A 12376-nucleotide genomic window follows, 5' to 3' on the forward strand; every position below is an offset into this window, starting at 1 on the left:
GATGGCGCGAACGACCCCTGGCGGGGTCAGCTTGGGATGTGTCCGCTAATGCCGGAATTAATCTCCTCCTGGGCCGTGCCGGCGGGTGCGCCGACCGTGCGGAGCCGGCCCGCCGCCGCGCCGGGCGCGGCCATGACGGCGCACACGGCGAGCACGGCGACCATCGGAACGGTCCATCCACCGGTGGCGTCGTGCAGTGCCCCGACGGCGAGGGGGCCGAGCGCCGCGATCACGTAGCCGACGCCCTGCGCCATCCCGGACAGCTGCGTCGCGACCTGGGCGTCGTGCGCGCGGAGCCCGATGAACGACAGCGCGGTCGCGAAGCCGAAGCCCCCGCCGATGCCGAGGACCACCGTCCAGCCCCACACCGTCGCGATCGGTGCCCAGGCGATGCCGGCGAACCCGATCGCCGACAGCACCGCCGTGGCGATCACCAGCGGGCGCTGGTCGCGGGTCCGGCGGGCGATCGCCGGGACGGCCAGCGACCCGGCCGCCTGCATCGCCGCCGACAGCGCGAGGACGTACCCGGCGGCCGCCTCGCCCATCCCGCGGTCCTGGCAGATCGTGGGCACCCACGCGAGCAGGACGTAAGCCAGCAGCGACTGCAGGCCCATGAACACGGTGACGTTCCAGGCCAGCCCGGACCGCCACACCAGCGCCGCGACCCCCTGCCGGTGGACCGCGGGCGGTGCCGACCGGGCCGCGTGCGCCGCCCGCCGCGCCCGCGGCGTCCACAGCAGCCCGGCGAGGGCCGCCGGGATCGCGAGCAGGCCGAGCGGCAGCTTCCAGGTGGCGTCGAAGAGGTCCTCCACGGGGACGGCGAGGCCGGACGCCAGGCAGGCGCCGGCGGTGAGCGCGACCGTGTAGACCGACGTCACCGTCGTGATCCGGTCCGGGTGGTCCCGCTTGATGATCCCCGGCATCGCGATGTTGCCGACGCTGATCGCGATGCCGGCGGCGAGGGACCCGGCGAACAGCGCGAACGCGCCGTCCAGCAGCCGCACCACCAGCGCGGTGACGAGCAGCGCCATCGCGGTGACCAGCAGCGTCTCGCCGCGCGGCGCGCGCCGCAGGAACGCCGCGGCGAGGCCGTAGGAGCCGAAGAACGCCAGCGGGAGGGTGGTCAGCGCGCCCGCCGCCGTCCCGGACAGGTGGAACGCGTCGCTGATCTCGGTGAGCAGCGGGCCGACCGCCGCGACCGCCGGGCGCAGGTTGACCGCCACCAGGACGATCATGAGGAGGGAGCCGGCGAGGGCGCGCCGTCCCGTCACCGTCCGGCCTCCTCGCCGAGCAGGGCCGCGAGGACCGCCAGGGTCGGCTCGACGACGGCCGCCGCGGCCGCCGCGGCGGCCTCCGGGTCGCCCGCGGCGATCGCGTCCAGCACCGCGCGGTGCCGGGCCGGCCCGGCCTCCGGCACCTCGCGGTCCAGCCTGATCATGCGCATCGACTCGTGCAGCCGGTCGATGAAGAACCGCATCGCCTCGATCAGCACCGGGTTCCGGGTCGCCTCCGCCACGCCGAGGTGGAAGCGCGCGTCGGCGGCGCCGAACGCGTCCGGCTCGGTGGCCTCGTCGCGGGCGCGGAGCAGGTCCTCCAGCCGCGCGAGGTCGGCGTCCGTGCGGCGGCGCGCCGCGAGACGGGCCGCCTGGACGTCGTAGGCGAGCTGCACCTCGAAGACGTCCCGGGCGGAGGCGCGCGAGACCCGGCGCAGGAGCGGGCGGGGGTCGGCGCTGCTGCGCACGTACGTCCCGTCGCCGCGGCGCACCTCCAGCACGCCGACGTGCGACAGCGCCCGGATCGCCTCCCGGACGGCCGGGCGGCTCACGCCGAGCTGCGCGGCGAGGTCCGTCTCCGCCGGGATGCGCGCGCCGACCGCCCACGCGCCGCCGCTGACCTGCGCCTGGAGCTGGTCGAGGACGGCGTCCACCGTCGACCCGCCCGCTACCGGCCTCAAACCCACACGAACCTCCCTGTAAGACGTCAGACATCTTACGGGAAGGGATGGAACGGTCCGATATGACCCGTGATGGCCGCCGGGAGGGGTCTCGGCGGCCACCACGGGCGTCGACGGCACCGGAGGGCGTCGCGTCCCCGCGCGGGACGCGCCGGATCAGCGGGGCCGGCGCCGGCGTGCTTTCCGGGACGTCATCAGCACCACCAGGATCCACGCGATGAGCGTCACGAAGATGACGGCCGGGCCGATGGCCAGGAACAAGGCGTCCCCGAGCCTGGCGGGGTCGTCGGCGAGCACGGCGGCGGCTGGCATCGGCGCACACCTCCTCGCCTCCGCCGATACCCGGCGTCAGGCGGTTAACCGTCCGGTGGCCGCCCGCCGCCTCAGAGCCCGCGCGACTGCGAGATCGATCCCGACGTGGCCAGCAGGAACGTGCGCATCGACTCGGCGAACTTCGACAGGTCCCATTCGGCCGGGCCCTCGTACCAGTACAGGTTGTCGGCGCCCTCGGCCCGCTCCCCCGCGTCCTTCACCGTCTCCGTCCACTTCGGGACGGCGTCGAAGACGACCGCGTACGGCAGGAGGCGGGAGAACAGCGCGATCCGCTGCCGCGACGCCGTCCCTTCGCCCTCGGGGATGACACCGCGCTCCAAGAACGCGCGGAAGCCGATCGTGTGCGCGAGCACCGTCGCGCCGCGCGCGGTCTTCGCCGGCATGTACTGGCCGCCGTACGCCAGCGCCGCGCCCGCGATGATCAGCGCGAGCCCGGCCAGCGCCCACTCGGTGGTGAACGCGAGCGCGACCGTCCCGGCGATGCCGAGCAGCGTCACCAGGATGCCGGTGACCGTCCATCGGGACCGGACGGTGTCGGGGCACCGCGCGAACCAGCCCTGCTTCACCACGTCGTCGTACATCGCCGACCTGACCTGCGCGAGCTTGGTCGCGAACGTCCCGCCGAGCTCCGACAGCTTCACGGCGTCGCGGCCGGAGCCGTCCGGCGCGGTCAGCAGGGCGTCCAGCAGGATCCGCTCGTAGGGCAGCAGGTCGGCCTGCGGGCGGTCGAGGCGGCGCAGCGTCCAGTCGAGGCGGCCGGTCCGGGCGCGGTCCTCCTCCTCGATCAGCAGGTAGCCGCGGACGGCGAGGTCGACGATCGTCGCGGTCACGTCGATCACGTCCGCCTGCTCGTCGATCAGCGTGCCGATCTGGCCGGGGCGCACCCCGTCCGGCGGCTCGAACTCGGCCCCGGCGAGCGGCGCGTGGTCGCCCTCGGCCGCCTTCTTCCCGACGACCCGCGCGTCCCGCCCGCGCAGCAGGTAGAGGACGGCGACCCCGCCGACGAGCAGCACGAGCAGGCCCGCCAGCGCGGCGCCGGTCACCGCGTTGACCGAGAACGCGGTCGCGACCGTGTGCCGCCGCTCGTAGAGGGCCTTCCCGCCCGTCGTGCCCGCGGGCAGCCCCGCGACCACGGTCAGGTACTCGCCCGGCAGCATCCCCTGCTGCGCGTAGACGCCCTGCGTCTTGGTGTGGTTCGTGTAGTACTGCGTGCAGCCGATCGTGCTGCCGATCGGGCCGGTGAAGCAGTTGACGTTCCGGATCACCGCGCCGCCCTCGACGGTGACCTTCGCCTCGTCCAGCGGCACCTTCCAGCCGCCGATCACCGGCCAGCGCAGCTCCTCCGCCGCGCCCATCGGGGTGATCGCGCCGCGCAGGTCGTACTCCAGGACGACCGTGCGGTCGCCGGTCAGCTTCTGGCCGCCGCTCACCTTGACCGTCGTGGTGGTGTCCCCGCTGGTCGCGGTGACCTCGGCCGGGCCGCCGTCCGGGCTGCTGGCGCGCAGGTTGTCCAGCTTGTAGACGCGGTCCTCGGTCAGGCTCTCGTGCGTCCGGGTCGGGTACGTCCGCTGGAAGCCGTCGCGCCCGTCGAACCGGTAGACGATCGTCTCCTTCACCCTGGCGGTCCCGCCCTTGACGGCGGTGATGACGACCTCGTCCTTCAGCACCCGCTCGGACGCGCGGAACCCGGCCGCCGAGGCGGGCGAGGCGGTCGCGAGAGGCAGGGAGAGCGCCGCCGACACCGTCAGAAGGACCGGACGCGACCGGAACAACCGCGCAAGAGCAGACATGGCCGCAAATGGTATCGGGAACGCGTGCGATGATTCTGCGCTATGGCAGGTCATTACCCCCCGCCGCCACCACCGCCGCGGCCACCGGCTCCGCCGTACGGCCGGCCTCCCCATGGCGGCCCCCCGTACGGCGGTCCTCCGGGTGGGCCTCCCGGGCCTCCCGGGCCTCCGCACGGCCGGCCCGGCTACGGTCCTCCCCCTGCCTACGGACCGCAGCAGTACCGGTACGTCCCGATGCGTCCGCCGCCGCGCCGCAGTGCCGGCGGGACGATCGCGGGCATCTTCGGCGGGCTCACCTCCCTGGTCGTCATCGCGATCCTCGCGCTGTCGGCGGTCGGCGCCGGGCAGGACGGGACGGGCGGCATCCGGCCGTCGACCTCGTCCGGCGGCGCGTCCACCCCGCGCGAGAAGGCGACGAACAGCAAGCTGTACAGGACGGGCGTGCTGACGCCCGTGAACTGCCGGCTGCCGCGGATCCTGCCGTCCGCCGAGTCGATGCGGCACTTCATGGACACCCTGAGCGACTGCCTGGACAGCGCCTGGACTCGGCAGTTCGCGAAGGCCGGCCTCCCGTTCGACAAGCCGAACCGCGTGTTCTGGCTGGAGCCGGGCCGCAGCCCGTGCGGCACGTACCCGGCCCCTGGCGCGTCCGCGTTCTACTGCCCGGCGAACAACACGATGTACGTCGGGCTCCAGAACGTCGTGGAGACGTCGGGCGGCGAGCCGCTGTCCCACTACGCCGTCTACGCGCGGGTGATCGCGCACGAGTACGGCCACCACGTCCAGGACCGGGCCGGGATCCTGCTCTACGGGGACCGGCAGATGGAGTCCGGCGACATCGCCACCCGGACGGAGGCGAGCCGCCGCATCGAGCTGCAGGCGCAGTGCTTCGCCGGCGCGTTCCTCGGCAGCGAGCGCGGCACGCTGCCGATGACGCGCGAGCAGTACGTCGCCATGGTCGTGGACGTCCGGGGGCGCGGCGACGAGGACCAGCCGCCGGAGAAGCGCGACCACGGCTCGGGCCGCCACTACGCGGGCTGGGTGATCACCGGCTACAACGGGCGCGACCTGACCGTCTGCAACACGTGGACCGCTCCGTCCTCCAAGGTGAGCTGAGTTCTTCGCGCAGGGGCGGCTGAGCACGCGTACTCATGACCGGGACGCGGGCGGCCCGCACACTCGTGCCATGACGACCTCGACCCCGCCGGCCCCCGCCGGCAGCACCGCGTTCTTCGTCCAGGCCGCGATCTCCTTCGCCGTCTCCAGCGTCGCCGTGGGCATCGGCGTCGCCTACCTGCCGATCAGCGGCTGGGTCCGCGCCTTCCTCGGGCTCGGCCTGCTGTACGTGATCACGTCCACGTTCACGCTGGCCAAGTGCGTGCGCGACCGGCAGGAGACGCAGGCCATCACCAGCCGCGTCGACCAGGCGCGCCTGGACAAGCTGCTCGCCGAGCACGACCCGTACGCCGCCCCGAACCTGTGATCCGCGTCCGCACCGGCGCCGCCGTCCCCCGTTCAGGGGCGGCGGCGCCGTCTCTGTTTCCCGGCTTCTCCGGCATGTGAGGCGTTTCACCGCGAAGTGCTAGCTAGACTGCTTGCAATTGCAAGCACCATGACGCAGGGTGGAGACATGGCAGGTTCGAAGGTCGGCTCGATCGGGGAGTACATCCGGGAGCAGCGCACGCGGGCGAAGATCTCGCTGCGGCAGCTCGCGGACGTCTCGGGCATCTCCAACCCGTACCTGAGCCAGATCGAGCGCGGCCTGCGCAAGCCGAGCGCCGAGATCCTGCAGCAGATCGCCAAGGGGCTGCGGATCTCCGCCGAGGCACTGTACGTGCAGGCCGGGATCCTTGAAGACCGCGAGTCCGACACCGACGTGCAGGCCGCGGTCCGGGCGGACGCCCTCCTCACGGAGCGGCAGAAGCAGGTCCTCCTGGACATCTACGCGTCGTTCCTCAAGGAGAACGAGGCCACCGGCGTCCTCGGCGCGGACAGCGCCGAGAGCACCGCGCCGGACCAGGACGCGCCGGAGCAGGACGTGCCAGAGCAAGACACGCCAGAGCAAGACATGCCACGGCAAACCAGAGCAGAGCAGAACGGAAAGGAAGAGGTCGGATGACGCTGGCCAGCAACTTCCGCGAGAACAAGGCCGTCTACACGGTGGCCGGCGCCGGCGACTTCGCGGTGGAGAAGATCCGCGAGGTCCCCGAGCAGGTGACCCGGTACCAGGGCCGCGCCCGCGAGACCGTCGGCAAGTACCAGGGCGAGGTCCGCGAGACCGTCGACCGCTACCGCTACCAGGTCCGCGAGACCGTGGACCGCTACCGCGGCGAGTTCTCCAAGTACCAGGACCGGGTGGACGCCAAGGACCTGCCGGGCGCGGCCGTCGCGTACGCCACGCACTTCGGCACCCGCGCCGTCGAGTTCATCGACGAGCTCGCCGAGCGCGGCAAGAAGGTCGTGCACCGCGAGGCCGTCGAGGTCGCCGAGATCGCCGAGGCCGACGCCAAGCCGGCCCCGAAGCCCCGAACCGCGCAGGCCCGCACCGCGCAGCCGCGCGCCAAGGCCGCGGGGCAGACGCGGACCACCACCAAGAAGTGACACCGCCGGAAGGTGACGGCGCGTGCGCGCGCCGGATGCGAGGGCCCGGCCGGGAACACCCGGCCGGGCTTCTTCGTCTTCACCAGCAGGCGGGCTGCCGACGCCCGCTGGACGGTGCGCATAGGGTTGAGCGGGAAGAGCCGTGTGCGCGACGAGGAGTCGCCGTCCGAGACGAGCAGGAGCGCTGATCGCCGATGTCGGGCTTCAACGTGCTGGACTACTTCTTCTGGCTGCTGCTGATCATCGCGTTCGCGATGGAGGCATGGGCGCTGATCGACTCGCTGACCGTGCCCACCGGCGCGTTCTCGGCGGCGAGCAAGCAGAGCAAGAAACTCTGGATGATCATCCTGATCGTCGCGACGGTGGTGGGCGCCGCGTACGCGGTCGCGCCCGCGGCGCTCGGAGCCAGCCCGATCGCCCTGCTGCTCGGCATCCTCCCGGTCGCCGCGTTCATCGGCGCGGCCATCTACCTGGCCGACGTCCGGCCGGCCGTCGGGCCGTACAAGAAGAAGAACGGCGGGCGCGGCGGCTCCCGATCGGGCCCCTACGGTCCCTGGTGACCCGTACGGTGAAGGCATGACGCGCACCACACGGCTCGAACTGGACGACCAGGGACTACGCGAGTGGGAGGCCGTCGTCCTCGACGCGGGCCCGGACGGGATCGTCCTGGACCGGTCCGCGTTCTACCCGGGCGGCGGGGGCCAGCCGCCGGACCACGGGGTCCTCCTCTGGCAGGGCGTGCAGACCCGGATCGGCGGCGTCCGCAAGGGCGACGACCCGGTACTGATCCCGGTCGAGGGCGACCCGCTGCCGCCCGCCGGCACCGTGGTCCAGGGCGCCGTCGAGGACGAGCGCCGCACCGCGCTGATGCGCACCCACTCCGGCCTGCACCTGCTGTGCGGGGTGGTGTTCCGCGACTACGGCTGCCTCGTGACGGGCGGGAACATGGAGCCGCTGAGCGCGCGGATGGACTTCGACCTGCGCGAGGTCCCGCCCGGGTTCAAGCAGGCCGTCGAGGACGCGTGCAACGCCGAGGTCGAGGCCGACCGGCGCATCGACGTCCGGACGCTCCCGCGCGCCGAGGCGTTCGAGATCCCCGACATCATCCGCACCGCGACGAACCTGGTCCCGCCCGAGGTGCAGGACGTCCGGATCGTCGACATCGTCGGCCTCGACACGCAGGCGGACGGCGGCACCCACGTCGCGTCCACCAAGCAGATCGGCCGCATCCGGGTCGCCAAGGTAGAGAACAAGGGCCGCGGCTTCCGGCGCCTGCGCATCGTGATCGCCGACTGAGCCGGCGCCGCCGGGCCGACTGTCACCGCCGGGCCGGGCACCGGCGGTCCGGGCGCCTCCGTCCCGCCGGTGCCCGGTGCTCTAGGGGGACGGGCGCGACAGCGCGTCCACCGAGACCAGCCCGTTCTCGACGAGGTCGACGGCGCGGTCGAGGGCGGTGCGCATCGAGACCGGGTCGTAGCCCTCGCGGCGGCAGTGCGCGACGACCGCCTGCATGCCGCCGACCGCGATGCCGGAGGCGGCGACCGCGTCGATCTCCGAGATGCCGGGGCACAGCTCGCGCAGCAGCGCCTCGATCGCCTCCTGCGCGTCCAGCAGCCGCTGGAGCGCGCGGGCCCGCAGGCCGGGGCGCTCCAGGACCAGGGCGACCTGGACGGCCCCGTAGTCGCGGTGCTCGGCGACCACGGCCTCCAGGACGTCCACGATGCTGCGCCGGATCGTTTCCATCGGCGCCTCGCCGGAAGTCCGGCGCAGCCGCTCGGAGACCTCGGCGAGCCGGTCGTCGATCTCGGCGAAGACCACGTCCTCCTTGGACGGGAAGTAGCTGAAGAACGTCCGGGGGGACACGTCCGCGGCGGCGGCGATGTCGGCGATCGTCGTCTCCTCGTAGCCGCGCTCGGCGAACAGGCGCAACGCGGCGGTCGCGAGGGCCTGCCGGGTGCGCTGCTTCTTGCGCTCCCGCAGGCCCGCCCGCTCGGCGGGACGTCCCGGCGCGTCGTCCATGTGACGGACGTTACCATGACTGCAAAGTTGCATCTATTGCAAAACTGCATGCGTGGGTGTTCTCTGCCTGCATGGCGCGATTCCTGGGGGCACTGGGCCGCTTCTGCGTGCGGAGGCGGCGCACGGTCTTCGAGCTCTGGGCCGTGCTCATGCTCGGCGCCGGCGTCCTCGGGATCACGCACGGCGGCATGTTCGTCCAGCAGAGCACGCTGCCCGGCACCGAGACCCAGCGCGCGATCGACACCCTCGGCCAGGACTTCCCCGCCATGACCGGGCCGACCGCGACCATCGTGTTCCACGAGACGGCGCAGGCCGACCCCGCCGACTGGCGGGTCGCGCTCACGATCGGCCGGGCGATCGACAACGTCGGCAGGATGGACCGGGTCGCGTTCGTCGAGAACCCCTACGTGCGCGGCATGGGCGGCCTGAAGGACGACAACGCCGTCGTCGTCCGGCTGAACTTCACCGGCACCATGAGCGACGTCGGGCACGCCGACCTCGACGCGCTGAACCGGGCCGTCGAGCCCGCGCGGATGGCCGGCCTGGAGGTGAGGTTCGGCGGCATCGTCGCGATGATCCTCAACCAGCCGAAGGGCGGGCCGCAGGAGGGCGTCGGGATCCTGCTGGCCCTGGTCGTCCTGCTGCTGGCGTTCGGGTCGTTCCTCGCCGCGGGGATCCCGATCGTGGTGTCGCTGTGCGGGATGGTCGTCGCGTACTCGCTCATCCATGTCGCGGCGTCGATGTTCCAGATCGCGCCGACCGCGCCGATGGTCGCGGCGATGCTCGGGATCGGCGCCGGGATCGACTACGCGCTGTTCATCGTCACGCGCTACCGGCAGCAGCTCGCCGAGGGCGACGACACCGAGACCGCGGTCGGGCGCGCCATGGAGCACTCGGGCCACGCGGTGGTCTTCGCCGGCGGGACCGTCGTGTTCGCGATCTGCGGGCTCTTCCTCTCCGGGATCGCCTTCATCGGGCGGATCGGGATCGCCGCCGCGCTCACCGTGGCCATCATGGTGGTGGCCGCCCTGACGCTGCTCCCCGCCGTGCTCGGCTCGCTCGGGCCGCGCATCGACCGGTACGAACTGCCCAGGGTGCGGCCCGACCGCAGTTCCCGACGCTGGACGGCCTGGGGACGCCACGTCGACCGGCACGCCTGGCCTTACGCCATCGTCGCGACCCTCGTCTTGCTGGCGCTCTCCATCCCGACCCTCAGCCTGCGTTTCGGCGTGATGGCGGACAGCATGTCGTCCCCGCGGATGGAGGCGCGGCAGGCCTACGACATCGTCGCCGAGGAGTTCGGCGCCGGGCACTACAGCCCCTTCGTGGTGGTCGCGAAGGTGCCGGGCGAGGAGAAGCACACCAAGCCGAAGCGCGTGGTGCCCACGGTCGACGGCCGTGCGGGGTTGAGCGGTCTGACCGGCCCCGCGGCGGCCCGTCCGTCCCCGTCGCCGTCGCCCGCCCGCCCCAAGGGCGCGCCGGACCCGAGCAAGAAGCCCGACAAGCGCGCGGTGCTCGTCGGCCAGGAACTCCGGCAGCGGATCTCCGAGGTGCCCGGCGTCGTCTTCGTGGACGAGCCCGTCGTCACCGGGACCACCGCGATCGTCCAGGTCGTCCCGCGGGACGCCCCGCACGCCGAGTCGACCACCGACCTCGTCCACCGGCTGCGGACCGTGGAGATCGGCGCCGTGCGGGCCGCCCATCCGGGCACGGAGATCTACCTGGGCGGCGAGAACCCCGCGATCATCGACGTCGCGTCGACGGTCGGGGACCGCATGCTCACCGTCGTGGTCGCCGTGGTGGCCGTCGCCCTGCTGCTCCTGGTCATCGCGTTCCGGTCGATCGTCGTCCCGCTCAAGGCCGCGCTGATGAACCTGCTGTCGATCGGCGCGTCGTTCGGCGTCGTCACCGCCGTCTTCCAGTGGGGCTGGGGCGTCCAGCTGCTGGGCGTCGACCAGGCCATCCCCATCATGTCGTTCATCCCGCTGTTCATGTTCGCCCTGATCTTCGGGCTGTCCATGGACTACGAGGTCTTCCTGCTGTCCCGGATCAAGGAGGAGTACGACAGGACGGGCGACCCGCACGAGTCCGTCGTGACCGGCATCGGGGTCACCGCCCGCCTCATCACGTCGGCCGCGCTCATCATGATCTTCGTGTTCGCCAGCTTCGTCCCGCAGCCGGACCCGACGATCAAGATGATGGCCCTGGGCCTGGCCGTGGCCGTCGCCATGGACGCCACGATCGTCCGCCTCGTCCTGGTGCCGGCGCTGATGAGCCTCCTGGGCCACGCCAACTGGTGGTGGCCGGGCCGCGGCCGCCCCACCCCGCCGCCTCCCCCGCCGCCGGAACCGGTCAACGAGCAACTGGAACTCGAACTGACCCGCTGATCACGATCGACTCCGAAACTTTCGAGAATCTTGGCGACCCACACCCTTGAAGATCGCGTGCGGCCGAAGACTTTCGAAATCGACTGATCGCCCACTTCACCAGCCAGGCGAAACAGACCTAAACGCGGCGCGCATTCTCGAAATCTTTCGAAAACTGTTGACTTCCCTTGAGGGCGAATCAACACTGACGGCAGCAACGGCTCCCCCGCCGACCCGGGTCACCCATCCGAGGACGACCGCCCACCCCCTGCCGGCGTCCACGAGGAGGAACACGCCCATGAGAACCGCCCCGTCGATGAGGCGCAGACGCGCGAGACCGCTGATCGGCGCCATCGGCGCCATCATCCTGACCGCGGCCATGGCGCTGATGCCCGCCACCGCGCACGCGGCCATCACCAGCAACCAGACCGGCACCCACGACGGCTACTTCTACTCGTTCTGGACCGACAGTTCCGGAACGGTCTCCATGGAGCTCGGGTCCGGCGGCAACTACAGCACGTCCTGGAGGAACACCGGGAACTTCGTCGCCGGAAAGGGCTGGAGCACCGGCGGACGCAGAAGCGTGAACTATTCGGGCAGCTTCAACCCGTCCGGCAATGCCTATCTGACCCTCTACGGGTGGACGAGAAACCCGCTCATCGAGTACTACATCGTCGACAACTGGGGCACCTACCGGCCCACGGGAACGTACAAGGGCACCGTCACCAGCGACGGCGGCACCTACGACATCTACGAGACGACCAGGTACAACGCGCCTTCCATCGAGGGCACCAGGACTTTCCAGCAGTACTGGAGCGTCCGGCAGTCGAAGCGGACGGGCGGGACCATCTCCGCGGGCAACCATTTCGACGCCTGGGCCGGTCACGGAATGAACCTCGGCAGTCACGACTACCAGATCCTCGCGACCGAGGGCTACCAGAGCAGTGGCAATTCCAACATCACGATCGGCGGCTCCGGTGGAGGCGGCGGCGGTGGCGGCGGTGGAGGTGGAGGCGGCGGTGGCTGCACCGCGACCCTCTCCGCGGGCCAGAAATGGGACGACCGGTACAACCTCAATGTCTCGGTGTCCGGCTCCAGCAACTGGACGGTGACGATGAACGTCCCGTCCCCGGCCAAGATCAGCTCGACCTGGAACGTCAGCGCGAGCTACCCCAGCGCGCAGGTGCTGACCGCCAGGCCCAACGGCAACGGCGACAACTGGGGCGTCACCATCGCCCACAACGGGAACTGGACCTGGCCGACGGTCTCCTGCAGCGCAGGCTGACCCGGCGCGGAACCACTATCCGGCGCGG

At 71.9% G+C, this 12376-nt stretch carries 13 protein-coding genes; 8 read left to right on the forward strand and 5 right to left on the reverse strand.

Annotated elements, in window-relative coordinates:
- Window positions 1-26 precede the first annotated feature (26 nt).
- From K8Z49_RS22050 to K8Z49_RS22065, 4 genes are all read right to left on the reverse strand, one after another.
- Window positions 27-1271, reverse strand: coding sequence for a CynX/NimT family MFS transporter (locus tag K8Z49_RS22050; RefSeq protein ID WP_075021383.1), 1245 nt, complete (start codon window positions 1269-1271; stop codon window positions 27-29).
- The gene (locus K8Z49_RS22055) at window positions 1268-1960 is read right to left on the reverse strand and encodes a FadR/GntR family transcriptional regulator (protein WP_220126537.1); all 693 of its coding nucleotides are present in this window, start codon (window positions 1958-1960) and stop codon (window positions 1268-1270) included. The genes K8Z49_RS22050 and K8Z49_RS22055 overlap by 4 nt, the downstream gene beginning before the upstream one ends.
- 150 nt (window positions 1961-2110) lie before the next feature.
- Window positions 2111-2266 (reverse strand): hypothetical protein, encoded by a 156-nt coding sequence (locus K8Z49_RS22060; protein WP_021594576.1) that lies wholly within the window; start codon window positions 2264-2266, stop codon window positions 2111-2113.
- Between the two features lie 71 nt (window positions 2267-2337).
- Window positions 2338-4077, reverse strand: a complete 1740-nt coding sequence (locus K8Z49_RS22065) for a DUF2207 domain-containing protein (RefSeq protein WP_412520565.1) — start codon at window positions 4075-4077, stop codon at window positions 2338-2340.
- Between the two features lie 234 nt (window positions 4078-4311).
- Here K8Z49_RS22065 and K8Z49_RS22070 point away from each other — a divergent pair, with 234 nt between their 5' ends.
- The 6 genes from K8Z49_RS22070 to K8Z49_RS22095 all read left to right on the forward strand — a co-directional run bounded on the left by K8Z49_RS22070 (window position 4312) and on the right by K8Z49_RS22095 (window position 7974).
- Window positions 4312-5193, forward strand: coding sequence for a neutral zinc metallopeptidase (locus K8Z49_RS22070; RefSeq protein WP_021594574.1), 882 nt, complete (start codon window positions 4312-4314; stop codon window positions 5191-5193).
- Window positions 5194-5263: 70 nt separating this feature from the next.
- A complete protein-coding gene (locus K8Z49_RS22075; RefSeq protein ID WP_021594573.1) occupies window positions 5264-5560 on the forward strand; it encodes a YiaA/YiaB family inner membrane protein in 297 nt (98 codons plus the stop codon).
- Window positions 5561-5707: 147 nt separating this feature from the next.
- Window positions 5708-6196, forward strand: a complete 489-nt coding sequence (locus tag K8Z49_RS22080; protein WP_244938451.1) for a helix-turn-helix domain-containing protein — start codon at window positions 5708-5710, stop codon at window positions 6194-6196.
- Window positions 6193-6678, forward strand: a complete 486-nt coding sequence (locus K8Z49_RS22085) for a hypothetical protein (RefSeq protein WP_021594571.1) — start codon at window positions 6193-6195, stop codon at window positions 6676-6678. The genes K8Z49_RS22080 and K8Z49_RS22085 overlap by 4 nt, the downstream gene beginning before the upstream one ends.
- Before the next feature lie 194 nt (window positions 6679-6872).
- Window positions 6873-7238 carry a DUF2516 family protein gene (locus K8Z49_RS22090; protein WP_021594570.1) on the forward strand — a complete coding sequence of 122 codons (366 nt, stop codon included), beginning with the start codon at window positions 6873-6875 and terminating at the stop codon, window positions 7236-7238.
- 16 nt (window positions 7239-7254) lie between these two features.
- Window positions 7255-7974: an alanyl-tRNA editing protein gene (locus K8Z49_RS22095; RefSeq protein WP_021594569.1), complete on the forward strand. Its 720-nt coding sequence runs from the start codon at window positions 7255-7257 to the stop codon at window positions 7972-7974.
- Window positions 7975-8055: 81 nt separating this feature from the next.
- Here the strand turns inward: K8Z49_RS22095 and K8Z49_RS22100 are convergent, their stop codons facing one another.
- Window positions 8056-8697 carry a TetR family transcriptional regulator gene (locus tag K8Z49_RS22100; protein WP_075021387.1) on the reverse strand — a complete coding sequence of 214 codons (642 nt, stop codon included), beginning with the start codon at window positions 8695-8697 and terminating at the stop codon, window positions 8056-8058.
- Between the two features lie 71 nt (window positions 8698-8768).
- Here K8Z49_RS22100 and K8Z49_RS22105 point away from each other — a divergent pair, with 71 nt between their 5' ends.
- A complete protein-coding gene (locus tag K8Z49_RS22105; protein ID WP_412520569.1) occupies window positions 8769-11084 on the forward strand; it encodes an MMPL family transporter in 2316 nt (771 codons plus the stop codon).
- Between the two features lie 295 nt (window positions 11085-11379).
- Window positions 11380-12348 carry a glycoside hydrolase family 11 protein gene (locus tag K8Z49_RS22110; RefSeq protein WP_152564018.1) on the forward strand — a complete coding sequence of 323 codons (969 nt, stop codon included), beginning with the start codon at window positions 11380-11382 and terminating at the stop codon, window positions 12346-12348.
- Window positions 12349-12376: the final 28 nt, after the last annotated feature.

The organism is Actinomadura madurae (genome assembly GCF_047130825.1).
In the GTDB taxonomy this organism is placed as follows: Bacteria; Actinomycetota; Actinomycetes; order Streptosporangiales; family Streptosporangiaceae; genus Spirillospora; species Spirillospora madurae.

Coding starts and splice junctions, on each gene's coding strand:
- K8Z49_RS22060 (WP_021594576.1), bottom strand. CDS start 2,266: ATGCCAGCCGCCGCCGTGCTCGCCGACGACCCCGCCAGGCTCGGGGAC.
- K8Z49_RS22065 (WP_412520565.1), bottom strand. CDS start 4,077: ATGTCTGCTCTTGCGCGGTTGTTCCGGTCGCGTCCGGTCCTTCTGACG.
- K8Z49_RS22070 (WP_021594574.1), top strand. CDS start 4,312: ATGCGTCCGCCGCCGCGCCGCAGTGCCGGCGGGACGATCGCGGGCATC.
- K8Z49_RS22075 (WP_021594573.1), top strand. CDS start 5,264: ATGACGACCTCGACCCCGCCGGCCCCCGCCGGCAGCACCGCGTTCTTC.
- K8Z49_RS22080 (WP_244938451.1), top strand. CDS start 5,708: ATGGCAGGTTCGAAGGTCGGCTCGATCGGGGAGTACATCCGGGAGCAG.
- K8Z49_RS22085 (WP_021594571.1), top strand. CDS start 6,193: ATGACGCTGGCCAGCAACTTCCGCGAGAACAAGGCCGTCTACACGGTG.
- K8Z49_RS22090 (WP_021594570.1), top strand. CDS start 6,873: ATGTCGGGCTTCAACGTGCTGGACTACTTCTTCTGGCTGCTGCTGATC.
- K8Z49_RS22095 (WP_021594569.1), top strand. CDS start 7,255: ATGACGCGCACCACACGGCTCGAACTGGACGACCAGGGACTACGCGAG.
- K8Z49_RS22100 (WP_075021387.1), bottom strand. CDS start 8,697: ATGGACGACGCGCCGGGACGTCCCGCCGAGCGGGCGGGCCTGCGGGAG.
- K8Z49_RS22105 (WP_412520569.1), top strand. CDS start 8,769: ATGGCGCGATTCCTGGGGGCACTGGGCCGCTTCTGCGTGCGGAGGCGG.
- K8Z49_RS22110 (WP_152564018.1), top strand. CDS start 11,380: ATGAGGCGCAGACGCGCGAGACCGCTGATCGGCGCCATCGGCGCCATC.